The following is a 17092-nucleotide window of genomic DNA, read 5'->3' as shown; positions in this document are numbered from 1 at the left end:
TTTCCTCCTAGTGTTTGTGGCTGCGTCGTGCTGGCAACCAAAATATGGATTGGGGAGGGGGATCCCCTAGAGTACCGATTCCGTCGCTCTACTTGGGTCGGCGAACTGACGCACTGAACGGCCCTTGAGCTGCGGGCCCTCGGTGTGAAGATGACAACGAACGGTTCCTCCGCCCTCTGTGGGGAATGCAGGCGGGTCCACCTCGGCGCAAATCGGCATCGCGAATGGGCAACGGGTCCGGAACCTGCAGCCCGAAGGCAGGTTGGTAGGGGAAGGCGCTTCACCCTTAAGCAAGAAAGTCTGCTCTGTCCGGTCGCTCTCATTGATTCTTGGCACAGCAGCTAAGAGCGCGGCTGTGTACGGGTGTTTCGGTTCGTCATAGACAGCAGCGGCCAGACCTTCCTCGACAATTTGCCCGAGATACATCACTGCGATCCGGTCGGAGACGTGGCGCACGACAGCCAAGTCATGTGAGATGAAGAGGTAAGCGACATTCACCTGGGACTGGATGTCACGTAAGAGATTTACTACTTGGGCTTGCGTAGATACGTCCAGGGCGCTTACGGCTTCATCGAGAACGATTACGCCCGGTTTTAGAATAAGTGCTCGAGCGATGGCGGCACGTTGGAGTTGCCCGCCTGACATTTGCTTGGGGAGCCGGTCGGCAAACTCCGCATCGAGACCGACCGTTCGGAGTGATTCTGTGACCGCAGCCCGACGGCTTGCCCGGTCCGCGTTGGTATGCGCGCGAAGGGGTTCGGCGATGCTAGTGCCGATCCGGGAAGAGGGGTCGAAGGAAGAATAAGGATCCTGGAAAACCATCTGCAGATTCCTGCGAAGGATGCGCCATTGGTTGCCGCGCAGCGGAAAGCTCAGGGCCTCTCCGAGGACTGAGATTGATCCCGATGTAGGTCGTTCGAGCCCGGAGATAAGCCGCCCGAGAGTACTTTTGCCGGATCCCGACTCCCCTACGAGCCCGGTCGTCGTCCCTTCCTGGATCTCGAAGCCGGCATTGTCAACGGCACGCAATGTGCGCCGACGACCACGGCTCCGGTTGCCCTTGAGAGTAAACTCTTTGCTGACGTCATGAAGCAGCACCACGCACGTTGACTTTTCGTTCATCATTTCGCTCCTTGCAAACTCAACTCGGCAAACCGATGGCACCGTACTCGCCGGCCTTGGTCTTCGACCGAGACAAGGGGTACCGGCGTCCGGCAGATGTCGGCGGCGTAGTCGCATCGAGCACTGAACCGGCAGCCAGTCGGAAGGTTTTCGAGCGATGGCACCACGCCTGGGATCACTTTGAGCCGCCCGCCATGATCAGCGACATCAGGCATGGCGCCCAGCAGCCCTTCGGTATATGGGTGCAGCGGGGTAGAGAAAAGATCGCTGACGGGACCTTCCTCCACGATCTGCCCTGCATACATGACGATTGCACGGTGGCATATCTGTGACACCACGCCGAGGTCGTGAGTAACGAAGATGATCGATAGGTTCAACTCTTCCCGCAAATCCTTGAAGAGTGACAGCACCTGTTCCTGGATCGTGACATCGAGGCCCGTAGTCGGTTCGTCGGCGATCAGCACCTTTGGTTTGCTGGCGAGCGCTATTGCTATCATGACTCGCTGCCGCATTCCACCAGAGAACTGATGTGGATATTCGTTGATCCTGTCCGCCGGGTGGGGAATGCCGACCTGTTCCAGAAGTGATACCGCGCGCTTGGTGGCCTCCCGCTGCGATAGGTCGGCATGAAGGCGTATTGCCTCGATGAGTTGATGCCCGACGGTGAATGCCGGATCCAAACTCGTCATGGGGTCTTGAAACACCATCGCTACTTGTGAACCGCGCACGCCGCGGAGCTCGTCGAGGGACATCGTCATCAGTTCCACGTCGTCGAGCAGAATGGATCCGGACGTGATGCTACCCGGCGGCGACGGAATTAACTTCGTGATCGACAAAGATGTCACCGACTTGCCTGACCCACTCTCCCCCACGATTCCAAGCACCTCGCCGGCCCGGAGTCTGAAGTCCAAGTCGTCGAGCACTTGAACAGTCCCGCCTGACGGTTTAGTGAAGCTGACTCCGAGATTGCCGACATCCAGGACTGATCCAGTTTGCGGTGTTTTACGGCGTCCGACTACTGATTTGACGATGTCGGTGATGCCGCGGCTCGTAATTCGTGTGGTTCTTGCCTCGTCGCCGAGTCCCCTCTTCAGTGAATCAGCCAAAGTGCTAAGTGATAGAACTGCCATGGCGAGAGCGAGCGCTGGCCATACCAGCCTTTGCGGCTGGGTATACAGTGACGTGTCGTACGCCTCCCTCAACATGTTGCCCCAGCTTGCCGCGGGAGGTTGGGCTCCGAGACCGAGGTAGCTGAGGCTTGCCTCGGCCAGAAGAGCGTGCGCTAGCGTGAATGACAGGGAGACGAGAAGTGGACCACGAAGATTGGGTAAAACACGGCGCAGGACGATGAGGTACGGGCGCGTACCGATGACTTGTGAGGCGCTGATAAAGGTCTCTTCCCGGATAGCGAGTGCTTGACTCCTGATCAGTCGCGCCAGGCTCGGGGCAAAGACGAAAGATAGCGCGAGGATCATGTTGCCTGTACTTGCTCCCAAGGAGCCGGCAACGGCCATGGCGAGGACGATGGGCGGGAAGCTGAGCCCGGCGTCGGTGATGCGCATGAGCACGACGTCGATCCAGCTACCGGCATAGCCAGCGATAAGCCCCAGAGGCAGGGCCATAGCGAGCGCGAGAAGAACGGTGCCGAAGCCTACTGACATCGACAACTGTCCAGCGAACATGAGCCGACTGAGGGTGTCGCGGCCAAGGTTGTCGGTTCCCAGCCAATGCTGACCGCTCGGCGGCTCGAACGCGTTGGTAGTGTCCTGCGCGGAGGGATCGTATGGGGCGAGAAAGGGGGCAAGGGTCGAACTGATGACTACAACGGCCAACAGGCCGACTGCAATCCACTCGCCAGCTCCAAAATAGCCGAGCACGGCCTTGGCGATGCGACCGGGCTTGGGGAGCACAGCGTCGCCGGTAACGCGGGAGATTTCAATGGCCATGTCAGGACGCCCTAATTCGTGGATTCAACATTCCGTAGAGGATGTCGACGAGCAAACTCATCGACATTTGGATGAGCACAAAAATTGTGACGACGCCCAGTACAACAGGAACATCACGGCCGATAATGCCCTGCAGCAGGTACGTACCGAGCCCTGGGATTGAGAACACCTGTTCGATGATGACGGATCCGCCGAGCAGCGTCCCGACTTGAACGCCGAGAACGGTGAGTGCCGGCGAAATGGCGTTCCTCATGCCATGAAGCCCGATCACCCGGGCCTTCCCGGCGCCCTTAGACCAGAGTGTTCGGATGTAATTCTTGTCCAGTTCGCGAACGAGGCCCGTGCGAATCTGCCGATTAAGCTCGGCGGAGAGGAAGATTCCCATGGCGAGGGCGGGCAGGATCATGTGACGCAGCCATCCTGAGGAAGAATCCGAGAAGGACACGTACCCTGATGGTGGTAGCCACGGCAATGTCACCGCGAAAACGACGATGAGCAAGGCAGCGACGACGAAGTTCGGCACACCGACGGCGAGACTAGAAATAATCCGCCCAACACGATCCAGAAACCCACCAGGTTTGATGCCCGCTGCGGCACCAAGGGGAACACCTATCACGATCGCAACGGTCAGGGCACAGGCTACTAGTCCCATGGTGATCGGAAGCCTGTCGGCGATGGATGCAGCTACCGGGGTCCCGCTAAACAGTGAGTTACCGAAGTCGAACCTGACGGCACCCCCCAACCAAGACAAGTATTGGACGATGAGTGGATCATCGAGGCGAAGCTCCTGCCGGATGGCCTTTATCGCCTCCGGCGAGGCGTCCGCTCCGCCAGCCAAGGTGATCGCTACGTCCCCGGGAACCAATTTGCCGAGCAGGAAAACACCGAAAGTAACCAACAATAGGGTTGGAGGTACCGTTAGAAGCCTACGTAGCAAGAATAGTTTCATGAGAGGTCCCTGTCTGGGTGAGGATCTATGTGATGTTGTGAGCGGGTCGGCTGCACCCGACAGGATGGTCAGGCGCAGCCCGCTCATTTCACTTGGCGATCCACACGTCCCTGAGCTGAATCGCGCTATACCGGGAGGCGCCAAGGCCTTGCACGGTGGCCCTTACACCTAAATTCAGTGGGGACTCAACGAGCGGAATAATTGGCACATCCGCATGAATCATTCTCTGGAGCCCGAGGTTGGCCTCGGCCAGCTCTTGGTCAGTTGTCGCACCTCGTACCGCATCTGCCAATGCATCAAACTTCTGATTTGCATAACCCATCGCGACAATCGGGTTGCTCGTGAGAATCTGCTGCGGAACCAGGAAATTGGTGATCGTAACCACGTAGGACTGCGGGAGCGTCAAGATCGCGGGGATCCAGTTCTGTTGCACCTCGATTTTCACATCAATACCGACCTCCTTCAGTTGTGCCTGCAGGACCTCGGCGGCCCCCTGCGAGTCTGGCCTCACCTGGATGAAGAGCTGGAGGGCGGTTCCTGGGGCGATACCGGCTTGCGCCAAAAGCTCTTTGGCGCGCTTCGGGTCGTGCCCGTACTTATTCTCCAGACCCTTTGGTTTCTGAGGGGACCCGTCGAAGTAGAGGAAGGGGGTCGGCTTGCCCTGACCCGAAAACGCAGCCTCGTTGATCGCGTCCCGATCGATGGCAAGCGCGAGTGCTTGCCTTACGAGGGGATTATCGAAGGGCGCCTTCTTGACATTCAGTACCAGCAGCATCAGCTGATCGGATACCTTCGTGACAACACCAAGTCCCGGGCGGTTTTTCACAGCTGATATCGATTCTGCTGGAATTGGCGCCAAATCTACACGGTCAGACGCCAGCGCAGACACCGCCGCTGAGCCCGCCTGTAGCTGAACAAAGTCAACCCCTCCCAGCTTCTGGCTGTCGGCGGCATCCCAATAGTGGTCGAAGCGACGCAAGGAGAGAATCTCGCCCTGCTTGTACTGGCTGAACTTGTAGGGTCCCGCGCCAACAGGGGCAGCATCGAATCCCTTGCCCAGGTTCTTCGAAGCCGTCGGCGAGATGATCGTGCCGTACTGCAAGGAGCGTGACATTGTCACACTGAGCGCGTAGTTCGCAACCGGCTTTGAGTATGTCAAGCGCAATACCAGCGGCGAGACGACATCCATCCTTTTCAGCGCTCGGAAGTCGGGAGGAACTGTGACAGTCGGGGTGGCGAGCAAGCGATCCCAGTTCCACTTCAATGCCTCGGCGTCGAGAGTTGTCTCGTCCTGAAACTTCACATCCTTTCGAACAGTAATTTCTAGAGTCAACGGATCGACGATCTTCCACGACTCGAGTAGCCCGGGCGTGAGTTTATCCGACTCGTCACGATAGACGAGCCTGTCAAACATAAGGTCGCGCCACATGTCCTGCCCGGGGACCACCACTAACGGCTGGGCCGCATCAAACGTCGGTCCTCCGCCGCTCGTGAGATCGACTCCCACTCGCAAGATCGCATCCTTGACGACGGAACTCGTCTCAGGTGCCCCACCCGAGCCAGCCGGCGCCGTCGTGCACGCTCCCAAAATAGCAACCGTGGTTACGGTCCCCACGAGCGTAAGTAATCGCTTTACAATTCTTTTATACATTCGTTTTCACACCTTCGCATTCTCTGTGTAAGTGGCGCGTCAATGCACCTGGCGCCGCACGTTGGCGGATCTACTCGGAAGTTGGGTATTTCGACTTCCAGCCGTCGTCCGCCAGCATCCGGTCGAGATTCTCTCGTCTGCTCTGTCGAGGCTGAGCGGGATCCAGCTCACGGTAAATGGAGCTAATCGTTTGGTAGACCCGCGAGAAATGCGGCCAGTGCCTGTAGGCCGCAGGAGTGTCGAATCGGAGATATGTCTCTTCAAAGGACGCGCCAGCCTCGAAATTGAACACAGTGTGCTCCAGCACGTAACTCAAGTAGTCCCGGGCCAGACGAACGTCCGCAGGTGAAGCGAGGGGCCCGTGGCCAGGGACAATGACATCTGATTCAAGACTGAGGATCAATTCCATAGCTGCCACGAACCTGGTCACTGGTCCAGACCAAACCATGGGAGTTGAGAGGTTGAAAACGATGTCACCGGCGAAGGTCACGCTGGCTTCAGGAATGTGAATGATCGCGTCGCCGAGAGTATGAGCCGGACCGACTTCTATGAGCTCCACGTCTAGGCCCCCGACCGTAATTTGCTTACGGCCCGTGAACGTCTCTGTCGGATAAACGGGACGCCAGCCTCGGTAGTCGTAGAACTCCGAGCGCCAACGGGTCCAACGCCGAAATGCGCTGCCGGGTTTCCCCATCTCAGACAGCTCCCGAGGATCCATCTCGATCTCACGCATACCCCTCGCGGCGGCCTCCGTGGCAATGATGGTCGCGCCCTCGAAGGCCACGTTTCCGAACCAGTGATCTCCGTCGGCATGCGTGTTCACAACGGTCGTTATCCTCGACCCGGAAGATGCAGCCAAGGCATCTTCTTTCAATTGCCTGGCGCGGGGAACGTCATTGCGGGTATCAACGATGAGGATCTCGCCATCACTTTCCACGACCCCGGCGTTACTCATCCCCCACGTGCCGGGAAGCTCGACCCAAGCATGGCATCCGACCCCAAGGGCAACCAGCCCCTGAGCCTGAAAGCTATTTATTGTCGACACCGCACACTCCTCGTTGAGCAACATAATCTATGTCAGTCAGCATAGGCGCATGATGCAACCCACACAATAGCGTGACGAATCTCATTTCTAGAGAATGCGAAGGGGTACTGTCGGCCGCCGACAGTGGGGTGACTAAGCGGAGAATGGGAGCTTCGTGGGTTTACCAGCTCGAAAGTTGATGAACGCGGGGGCGGGCGCGTGAGAAGCTCAAACGACGCGCGGACGGACGTGCCCGCTGGGCGGTAGACAGCATAGTTGCCCGACATGGTATCTCGGTCGCCTTCACAGCCCTTACTCAGTGACACCCCCTCGGGCCCCGCTAATGACAGTTATGGTGGGGGCGATCTGCGTAATCTTGGCTTTTACACCGCCCGACATGCACCTGTCCGGCCCCTGAGCTTGGGCATGGAGCCGCGGCATGGGCCCTACGGCGTACCACCCTCGGAACCATCTGGCGAACAAAAGCTCCCAAGCAGCACTGCTACGCCAAGCGGAGCGTCTCGGCGGCTAGCTTCCATCCGGGATCACTGGCTCAATCCCAACAGTTCCACCTTGGGCCCTCTTAACTGCAGATTAGATGTCCCCTTGAGCTCTCCAGGAATTGAAGCCTATGCGGTGCTCAATAGCTGATAGGCGCCGCGCTCGAAAACATCCAGAACCCCTAGTGCCTTTTCATCGGCGAACGGCCGAAACTGCATCATGATGACGCCTCCGATGCCGCAAGCGGGATCGATCCAAAAATATGTGTTGTTAAGACCGCACCAACTCAGGCTGCCGGGGGAGCGCTTACCGGGGACCTGATCCGTGGTGATGAGAAAGCCGAGCCCCCATTTGTCGCGGCCGTCGGCTACAAATGTGAAATCGGCGCTGAACGGTAGTGCACTCTTGAGCGCTGGAACGGAAATTGCCCCAATATGGTTTTGACCCATGAGCGCGACGGTATCGGCTTGAAGCACTCGGACGCCCTCAAGCACGCCGTTGTTGAGTAACATACGCATGAAGCGCCCATAGTCGCTCGCGGTCGAGGCGAGGCCTCCGCCGCCGTTCGGGGACGGGACCGAAAGCATGGATTGCGGCTGCGGCTCATGCCGTTCGATCGCACCATCCATGCGAGCGCCGGCGCGCTGTTGTTGGGCTACAAGGCGCAGCCTTTTCCGTTCGGGCACATTGTAGGACGTATCGTACATCTTGAGGGGAGTGAAGATGTGCTGGCGGAAGTACTCCTCGAGCTTTTGACCAGAGATCTCCTCGACCAGTTTGCCTGCCAGGTCAGTACTAGTGCCATAAAGCCAGCGTTCACCCGGATCGAATAAGAGCGGCCCGCCGAGAAATGATATTTCACCGCTATTCGGCCTAAAGTCACGACAAGTGGCACTGGTGAAGGGGTAGCCCAGCCCGGACGTGTGCGTGAGGAGGTGTTCGATCGTCACGGGCCCCGCGGCCGGACGAAGTTGATAAGCCCCCGTCGCGGGGTCGAGGGAGGATAAGACTTTCAGCCCCGCATACTCGGCTAAATAATCCTCGACCGCATTATCGAGACCGACGCGGCCCTGCTCGACGAGCTGCATAAGCGCCACCGACGTGACCGGCTTGGTCATTGAGGCGATCCGAAACATCGAATTCATGGTAAGTGCGCGCCGAGTTGCGACGTCCGCCACGCCGAACACGCTCTGGTAAAGGACACGGTCACGGTTAGTGACGAGCGCGACCATTCCTGGAACCTCGTTGCGCTTGACCGCGCAGCTTAGGCTTGCGTCCAAGGCATCAGCAGGAGCTAAAAACGCCTTGTGCAGGTCGGGGTTGCTCGGGCAGGGATGAGCCCGGACGCTATGCTGCGACGCCACACCGCGCTGCTCCGTGAGCGACTCCGGCGGTTTGTTCGCGTTATCCATTAGTTTTGATTTCCGACATTTGTTGTCACACTTCCTTGTGGACCCGCCGCCATGACGGGTATGCAGTAATCCGAGACGCGCTCCAAGGGCCCAGGTGCAGACACAGTGACTGACACTCCATTCCTAGTGTCATGGCCGGATCCAAGGACTGATGCACAGCAGACGGTCGCTATCCAGGGGCTTCAAAAAACTCCGGCCATTTGCCCGCAGCTTCGTGGCGGAGGGGTGACACGGCGAGGATCCCCCGGTGAGGAACTCCCATATCTTTCCATAACCCCGGCGTTGCTCAAGCTCCATATGCCGAAAAGTTCACACACCGAGATGGCAACTTCTCCAAACCAGCGGTACCTCAGTCTGATCTGCCGTCTCCAAAGTGGACGGCGTCGGAATCCCTATGTCTTTGTTCTCGCTCCAACAGTTCGTGTCGGTGGTGAAGCAAGAACTCGTGTCGGTAGTGAAGGCCAGCCCAAGGGGAAGCATTGAATTCATCAATTTCGTACGCTCGGAGCGGGGTCCCTGTCTCTCGGTAGAGAGCCTGATCCGGCCATGAGACACAATACCGCCGTGCTTTGCTTTGGGAGTGACTCGACGCCACCGCATGGTCTCTTTCCCTCTTCAGTGCTTCGTGGAACTTGGCAAACGAACCGGGCGTGATGGTTATTGTTCTCTCGACCTGACACATCCCACCTCCTTTCCAAAAAGGGATAGCGTGGTGCGCACGATGCCCGAAAATTACACCATACTGTAATTTACGCTAGTCGGGTCTGCATTGACCAGCTCATCTCGAGGGGCATCGATAAACTCCTCCGCTGCCTGGAAGTCCTGGGCTGTGAGGTTGTCCCTTAGAGTGTGGTCGACCCGTCCGGCCGGTCGGTGCCGCCGTAGGTCAGGGTCGGGAAGGAGTAGTAGAAGTTCTCTTGCCCCGCTTCGCACATGTCGCAGCCACCCCGCTGGGCTGTCCGCTATCGGTGGTCAGCCAGGCAGGATGGCCCCGACAGGTAGGCCGAGCAGGAATGCCTGCTCCGGAGGCGTGACACATATTCGACAGAAACAATGGGCCCGGTCGACCCCGGCGGGTTCACTAGGCAACGAAGGGACAGCCAATGTCTCCTCCGGATGCGGGCAGCTTCGAGAGGGCGATATTGAACCGTGCCTTGGGGGAGAAGCACTCGCGGCAGATTTGGACCAGCCTAAGCCCCGGAGACATCGTTTCTCTTAATGGTCCGGACAAACAGAAGCTCGTAGGAACAGTGGAGACCGGAAAAATGACAGTCTGATTATCTGGGTAAGGAATGACCTGAACGAGCGGAAAATGTTCCACTTTGACGACGTCGATTCAGTGCACGTAATCGACAAGAACGGCTGAAAGCAGCCGGAAGTTGCTTCAAGCAATCAATTGTAAAACACATTCTCTCAGCGGTGTTTTGGAAGAACCTAATGTGCGGAGGTGCGCTACTCGTCGACCGATTTGAACCTTCACAGCATCCAGACGGCATGGAGGATAGTTACTGGTGGGTTGCACTACCGATGCTGAAATGTTGCCCCCGTGATACCGCTGCGCGGATGTTCATGGCGGGATCTTCCTCGCCTGCCAGAGGCTTAGAGTAGCGGGTTCACCTTGACTCTGTAATGACTCGACGACGGACGATTGTCCTCCACGAGAACCCATTGAATGCCAGGCGCTGCGGCCGAACCAAGGCGCGCCGGGTCACCCGAAGTGCCTCCGGCTGTCGCCTAGCTCCTCGTAGGTGGAGTAGTGGACTAAGGTCTTCGGCGAACCGGTTAGGGAACGTAAAGTATCCTCGGTAGGACGCCAGAACACAGTGCCGATAGTGTCTAGGCTGCCGTCCTGTTGATGGAAGTCATGGACAAACCTCAGTCCGCCATGCTCGCAAGGTCTACGACGACCTGGCCACGGATGGCACCCGCCAGGATCTTCTGACTCAGATCCGGGATCTGTTCCCAGCCGGCATCAACTGCAATCTCGCGCAGGTCGTCAGGCGTAAAGAGAGCGTCAAGCTGTGACAAGGCCTCGCGGCGCAGTTCCAGCGGCGCGTTCACCGAGTCCACGCCCAGAAGTGCGACGTTGCGCAAGATAAACGGCATCACTATGACAGGTAGCCCATGGCCCCCGGCGAGGCCACACGCCGCTACCGCGCCGGAGTACTTGATCTGGTTCAGCACATTCGCAAGGGTTTTCCCGCCGACGCTGTCGACACATCCAATCCAGCGGTGCCTGCCCAGGGCTAGGGCACTGGCCTCTCCTGCCAGTGCCTCACGCGGGATGATTTCGCTCGCGCCCAGCTCCTTGAGGTACAACTCTTCCGTCACCTTGCCCGTGGCGGCGTGGACCTCGTAGCCCAAACGGGACAAAACGCCAACGGCGAAGCTGACCACGCCACCTGTTGCACCCGTAACCAGCACGGGACCCAAACCCGGCTTCACACCGGCGGCGCGCAGGCGCAGGATGCACAGCATGGCCGTGAGGCCGGCCGCACCGACTGCCATCGCACCCCATGTGCCGAGTCCCTCGGGAGCCTTGACAACGAGTCCTGCCTCAATCCGCTGATAGCCGGAATACCCGCCAGGGCGAGTCTCCGAAAGGTTGGCACCGGTGAGGACGACTTCTTCTCCAGCAGAGAGCCAGGGAGGAGTGCTTTACTCGCACCGTCAGATCACCCTCGGGCAGGTCGGTCTCGGTCAGGGCCACAACCTCGGCGGCTAGCTTTGGTGCAGCCACCTGATAGGCCCGATAAGTCAGGCTAGACATTGCTCTCCTCTGAGTTTCTCAAATCTTTTGTCGTCGTGATCAGAGGTTCGGAAGCTCTTAACAATTAGCGGTGAGGATGCTCTCGTATGGCGGAAGTGCTCTTGGTGAAGCGGTGGGAGTGTCTGAATCCACCGTTATTCCCAGTGACACTATTTTGGTGTGCCGGTTGGTTCACTCCATCGTTTTTCGCCTCCGTGGCTAATGTCTGTAGTGCGGCCGGCTGGCGCCGAGGGACCGGCCGGTCCGGCTTGAGAGGAGCGTGGCATCGCCCCTGACTGGGATATGCCGACCGGCCGGTCCTGCACCCCGACCCGTAGAAGGAAAGGCGACAGGACCATGGTGATCATCGGAATCGATGCGTGACACCGCGAGGCTAAGGGAGGGTCTCGCGGAGAACATGTGTCAAGCGAGACGTTCGAGTCAGGCCGCTGCCGAGGAACTGTTTGTAGACCTCGCGTTCAAACTCCCCGAAACGCGCCATGACGCGCGGTTCAACGAATGGCAAAGACTGAGTCATGTAGACCGAGGCGATGTCGTTGGTTGGGTCGAGCCAGTAGTGGCTGTTGAAAATACCTGCCCAGGCCAGCGAGCCGGCAGCGCGCATGCCGGGGATGGCCTGCTCATTGCGCATGAAGCCGGCGGTCCAGGTCTTGCGGGTTCCCGGAAAGAAGTCGACATCGGCCGACCACCGGTGATCTCTCGAGACAATCGGGGCCATGTGCGCACCGTCTGGCATCTGGTTGAGCATCATCAAATCGATCGCCCGCTCGCTCAGGATGCGCCGACCATCGAGCTCGCCCCGGTTCAGCACCATCCGCAAAAAGCGCAGGTAGTCAGGAGCCGTACTGTAGAGGCAGATGCCGAGACCATAGAATTCCGGATGCGGCGGCGGTGCCAGGTCTGCCTCTACGAAGCCACCTTCGGCAGTCCGCCACTTCAGCGGCGGGATCCTGTCTCGATGGTCGTCTGGCTCGAAGACCGTGTCGCGCATGCTGAGCGGCTCGAAGATTTCCTCGCGGCAGAAGCGGTCGATCGTCCTACCGTCGATCCGCTGAATCATGAGGCCGACCCAATCGAGGCCGACGCCGTAGGCGAAACCGCTGCCCGGCTCGAACATCAGGGGGTAACTGAGCAGAATCTCCATCGATGCGACAGCGACTACTGGGCCTCCAGTGAAGGTTCTGTAGTCAGTCATCCGTTCATCCATTCCCTCGTACTGCAGTCCTGACGTTTGCGTGAGCAAATGTCGTAACGTGCAGGTCTCACGAGGCGCGCGCAGCACTGGACCCTCCGGGCCTATTGACTCCAGGAGCTGAACCTGAGCGAACTCCGGAAGCACTGAGGCCACCGGCGTATCCAGCGAGAGCAGTCCACGATCTATCAGGATCATCGCCGCGGTCGCACCGATCGCCTTGGTCTGCGAGTAGATGCGGAACACTGCATCTACTCGAACGGTCGATGATTCAGACGCCTGCCCCGCGCTGCCCTGCCACAGCACACCTCCGCTATTCGCGACCATCGCCACCACGAACGGTAGGTCCTGCTTCGCAACCGCGTCCGCTAGGAGCGCATCAAGCGTGGGTGATAGGGACATATGTCGTTTCCTCTTCGGTCACGGGCTCGAGTTCTGTGGCGGCCGTGCTCACCTTGACACCTGTTCCGCGCCGGCGGAATCCTTGCCGCCCAGCTCTTGGGCGACGCCGGCTCTGGGCCGAGATTGCGACACCGACAGCAAGGATCAGCGCAGCGCCGTTGAAAAGATATGCGACCCACAGCTGGCCCCCGACCAGCTGCAGCCCCTTGACGCCGGTCGCCAGCACAAAGAGGGCGACAATCGTCCCCCAGATGTTGAAACGGCCAGGCTTGATCTGGGTGGAACCGAGGTAGACCGCGGCGAACAACGGGAGCAGGTACGACGGACCCGAGTTAGGCGCCGCAGATCCGACGGTGGAAACGAGTATCAGGCCCGCGAGGCTTCCAAGGGCGCTGGAGATGACGAGGCCCACTACGACTGCCTGCCCCGTGTTCGTTCCGGCCAGGCGGGCGGCGTCGGCGCCCGCTCCGGTGGCCGTCATGCGACGACCAAGGGGCGTGTGCTCAAGGATGTACCAGGTGATCAGAGCAACGACGATCAGCACGACGAATGGGATCGGGATCCCGGCGGGAGTTCCTGTGGTGAGCTGGGTGAACGAAGCTGGAAGCGGCGTGATGAATTGACCATTGGTAATGAAGAGGTCAAACGCCCCAAGTATCGAACTCATCCCGAGCGTCGCTACGACGCTCGGGATGAGGAAGCGCACGACGAGTAGGCCGTTGACGAGGCCAATGACCACCCCCATGCCGAGCACGATCACGATCGCCAGTGTTGGGGAGACGTCGAAGCGAACCATCAAGGCCGCCGCAACGGTCGAGCTCAGACCGAGCACCGCAGCGATCGAAAGATCGAATGCACCGACTGCGAGGGCGCAGACCAGGCCGAGCGCGGCTACGCCCGTGATCGCTTGATTGCTCGCGATGTTCTGAGCGGTCGTGCCTGTGGGGAAGGTGCGTGGCAGCCAGACCGAATACACAATGATGAAGAGCGCGAGGACGTAGAGTCCGCTGTAACGCTCGAGTCCAAGACGTCCAACAAGCCGGTTCATTATTTGCTCTCCTTAGTTAGGGCGCGTCAATGCTGTGTTCGAGGATTGCCTCGGAGGTGAGACGCTCGCCGGTGAGCGAGATCGCCGCTTTACCGTCGCGCATCACAATCACCCGGTCGCATATCGCCGCGAGCTCGTCGTTGTCCGTCGAGGCTACGAGCACACTGCCGCCGTGGTTTGCGGCATCTCGAATCGCGCTATAAATCGCGACCTTTGCTTGGATGTCAACACCTTGGGTGGGCTCATCCATCAGGAACACTTTTGCTTTGCAGCGCAGCCATCGAGTCATCAACGCCCGCTGCTGGTTTCCACCGCTGAGCGTTGCCAACGGCCGTTCGGGGTCACCTGGCACGACGTCAAGCCGCTTGAGCCACCCATCGACATCACGATGCTCCGCTCGCGTGCTCAGCCAATATCCTCGCCCGGTGCTGATCGCGGGGAGGGTCACGTTCTCTCTTACTGTCAGCTCAGGAATCGAGCCGACCCCTTTCCGATCTGCGGGCAGCAACGCCAGACCATTTGCGATCGAGTCCTTCGGACTGAGAGCCCTCACCTCTTTCCCCCCGATGCGCACAGTTCCGCTGTCGCGGGCGGAGGTGCCGAATAGCAAGTCCGTGACCGCCTCACGGCCTGACCCGGTCAACCCCGCGATGCCGACGATTTCGCGCTCCCGTAGCTGCAGTGACAAAGTCTGCACGGAGCCACCACGAACGTCCTCAACCGTCAGCACAGGATTGTCCAAGGGTTGCGGGATATCTGGGTAGATGTTGCCGAGCGACCGGCCGATGATCATCGCAACCAGATCGTCGTGATCCATCCCTGCCACCGTGCGCGAGCCCGTGACTCGTCCATCCCGGAGAACGGTGACGGTGTCGGCTATCTGAAATACCTCGCTCAATCTATGCGTGACATAGAGGATGGAGGTGCCGCGGTCTCGGAGCTGGCGCACCAAGGCAGACACGTGTTCGACCTCATGACTTGGCAGCGCAGCAGTAGGCTCATCCAACACCAACATGCCGCTGCCTCGCACCCCATCACGCACCGCTCGGACGATTGCAACCATCGTGCGATCGGCCTGTCCCAGAGTACGAAGCGGTGCCCTAGCGTCGACTTTCAGGCCCCATTCATCCAAGAGATCTTGCGCTGCCGAGGCTTCACCCCGATCGCTGATCCACGTGTTCGACCGGTAACCCCCGCCGAGCGCGAGGTTGTCTGTGACGTTAAGGTCTGGGATCAGCGCCAAGTCTTGGTGAATGAAGCGGATTCCAGCGGCATGCGCCGCCGCCGCATTGCCTAGCTCGAATGGCTGCCCGTCTTTGGATGCGGAGGCACCGGGATCGGGCTGGTGATAGCCTGCGAGGATTTTGATCAGGGTCGATTTACCTGAACCGTTTTGACCGAGCAACGCATGCACTTCACCAGTCGCCACCGTCAACGAGGCGCTATCGAGTGCACGCTGGCCGGGGAAGGTCTTAGAGAGACCTTCCACGACCAACCGCGGCGGCTGTGACAAAGTCAATTGACGCCCCAGGCCGTCTTGAACGGTGCCTGGTAGTGAGGAACGCTGAACGGAACGGTGATATCCGAAGGCAGGTTGTCTTTTGTGATCAGTCGAGAGAGTCCGTATGGGTATGGTTCACCTATCGGCGTGCCCGATAGCGACCGCACGAGCTTGTCAACCGAACGCCAGCCGGCCTCGTAGAGTTCTGCGGTAGACGCCGAAGCCATACCACCGCTTTGTACGTCGGCCAGGTTCGTGGGGGTCGCCGCACGCGTGGTGAGCTTGACCTGATCCTGAAGCCCGGAAGTCTTGACCGCGGCCGGCACTCCCGTCGCGAGGTCACCCAGCCCGAACGCCACGTATTTCGTGCCCGGATTCGATTGCAGGTAGCTGACGACCTGTTGAGCCAAGGCCGGCCCGATTTGTGCCGCGCTCACCTGTAGAACATCTACCGAACATGCCGGGCAGTTCTTTTTCATCGCGTCTTGATAGCCAGGCAGAGCGCTTTTGAGCGCGGGGATCGACGGGTCGTAGACGAACACTGACTTGACTGGGGCGCCTGCGTCCTGAATCACCCAGTTGGCTTCGGTGCTGCCTTGACGCTGGATGTCTTGGCTGCTCGAAACCACTGCGATCAAATGGCCTCCAACAGGGTCAGGAGAGGTAGACGAGACGATAGGCACGTTGGCCTTGTCGGTCTGGCTGGATATCGCTGAATAAGGCAGGATCGGACTCGCGTTCACGACACCGTCACCCGGGTTCTGAGCAATCTGGTTCCAGGCCGCCTGATATCCGGAAGGTGTCGAGTCACTTGTAACGACGTTGACTTTCCACCCCAAAGCCGTTGCTGCATCCTGAACACCGGCGCCCACATCCGCGCAGACCGCCAGAGCGCAGGTGAGGTAGTCGATTGTCTTGTTCTTCGGAATCGATGCGCCGACCGCTGGTACGACGATCGTGGGTGATTCGTTGATGACAGCGTCAAGATCCGTCTTCGCCTGTGCGACGTTGATGCTTGAGGCCGACGAACTTCCGCCGCTATTGGGGCTAGCGTCAGAGCTCGAGCAGCCGGCTACGACGAGCGTTGTAACTGCGAGCATCGCCCCCAGTGCTGGATAACGAATGTTGTTTATAGAACTCATGTTCTCCTCCTCGTTGAGGGAATAATTTACACTCCAATGCAAATGTTGTCGGTCGGTGATGCATGTGTCAAGGGCCTCACCGAAAGAGAATGTCGGGTGATTGCTTTCAGGGGACTAGGATATGTTGCTGAACCCCTTTGAAGGTTGATCTCCGTCAGGCTTGTTGCATGGCAGTGAGGCAGGAAATTTCCGACAAGACACGGACCGTAACGGCACCGCATTTGCCGGTTTGGAAGGGGAACGGACGTCCGATCATGGACATGCGGTGAACAGTCGAGGGCATCGGCCGGCGGTTCCGCGCCGGCGCCCTGGCGTCATGTGCCGAGAGGTTCAGGCACTGGGATTCTGTCTATGGGCGCTTCGCGGACCGGGGTCCATAGGCCGTAGGCAGGGGCCAGTGTCCGCCCCCCGTGGAGGCAGCAGGTCAGCGCA

11 protein-coding genes are annotated in these 17092 nt (G+C 59.2%); all 11 read right to left on the bottom strand.

The window, feature by feature from the left end; translation table 11 throughout:
- Positions 1 to 66: 66 nt before the first annotated feature.
- Positions 67 to 1125, bottom strand: a complete 1059-nt coding sequence (locus AC3ANQ_RS21355) for an ABC transporter ATP-binding protein (RefSeq protein ID WP_488302886.1) — start codon at positions 1123 to 1125, stop codon at positions 67 to 69.
- Complete coding sequence (locus AC3ANQ_RS21350; RefSeq protein WP_488302885.1) at positions 1122 to 3068, bottom strand: dipeptide/oligopeptide/nickel ABC transporter permease/ATP-binding protein; 1947 nt, start codon at positions 3066 to 3068, stop codon at positions 1122 to 1124. The genes AC3ANQ_RS21355 and AC3ANQ_RS21350 overlap by 4 nt, the downstream gene beginning before the upstream one ends.
- Before the next feature lies 1 nt (position 3069).
- Positions 3070 to 4104 (bottom strand): ABC transporter permease, encoded by a 1035-nt coding sequence (locus tag AC3ANQ_RS21345; protein WP_488302884.1) that lies wholly within the window; start codon positions 4102 to 4104, stop codon positions 3070 to 3072.
- 1 nt (position 4105) lies between these two features.
- Positions 4106 to 5524, bottom strand: a complete 1419-nt coding sequence (locus AC3ANQ_RS21340; protein ID WP_488302883.1) for an ABC transporter substrate-binding protein — start codon at positions 5522 to 5524, stop codon at positions 4106 to 4108.
- Positions 5525 to 5738: 214 nt separating this feature from the next.
- On the bottom strand, positions 5739 to 6737 hold the full coding sequence (locus tag AC3ANQ_RS21335) for an MBL fold metallo-hydrolase (RefSeq protein ID WP_488302882.1): 999 nt from the start codon (positions 6735 to 6737) through the stop codon (positions 5739 to 5741).
- A 584-nt stretch (positions 6738 to 7321) separates the two neighbouring features.
- Positions 7322 to 8605, bottom strand: coding sequence for a serine hydrolase domain-containing protein (locus AC3ANQ_RS21330; RefSeq protein WP_488302881.1), 1284 nt, complete (start codon positions 8603 to 8605; stop codon positions 7322 to 7324).
- A 1875-nt stretch (positions 8606 to 10480) separates the two neighbouring features.
- Entirely contained in the window at positions 10481 to 11113 is a 633-nt protein-coding gene (locus AC3ANQ_RS21325) for a zinc-binding dehydrogenase (RefSeq protein ID WP_488302880.1), read from the bottom strand.
- 635 nt (positions 11114 to 11748) lie between these two features.
- Positions 11749 to 12969 carry a serine hydrolase domain-containing protein gene (locus AC3ANQ_RS21320; RefSeq protein ID WP_488302879.1) on the bottom strand — a complete coding sequence of 407 codons (1221 nt, stop codon included), beginning with the start codon at positions 12967 to 12969 and terminating at the stop codon, positions 11749 to 11751.
- Positions 12947 to 14017, bottom strand: a complete 1071-nt coding sequence (locus AC3ANQ_RS21315) for an ABC transporter permease (RefSeq protein ID WP_488302878.1) — start codon at positions 14015 to 14017, stop codon at positions 12947 to 12949. Before AC3ANQ_RS21315 ends, AC3ANQ_RS21320 begins: the two co-directional genes overlap by 23 nt.
- Before the next feature lie 16 nt (positions 14018 to 14033).
- Positions 14034 to 15536, bottom strand: coding sequence for a sugar ABC transporter ATP-binding protein (locus tag AC3ANQ_RS21310; RefSeq protein ID WP_488302877.1), 1503 nt, complete (start codon positions 15534 to 15536; stop codon positions 14034 to 14036).
- On the bottom strand, positions 15533 to 16660 hold the full coding sequence (locus tag AC3ANQ_RS21305; RefSeq protein WP_488302876.1) for a sugar ABC transporter substrate-binding protein: 1128 nt from the start codon (positions 16658 to 16660) through the stop codon (positions 15533 to 15535). Before AC3ANQ_RS21305 ends, AC3ANQ_RS21310 begins: the two co-directional genes overlap by 4 nt.
- Positions 16661 to 17092 lie beyond the last annotated feature (432 nt).

The organism is Arthrobacter sp. DMZ02-1R (assembly GCF_057747935.1).
This window is presented reverse-complemented; position numbering and strand designations above follow the sequence as displayed.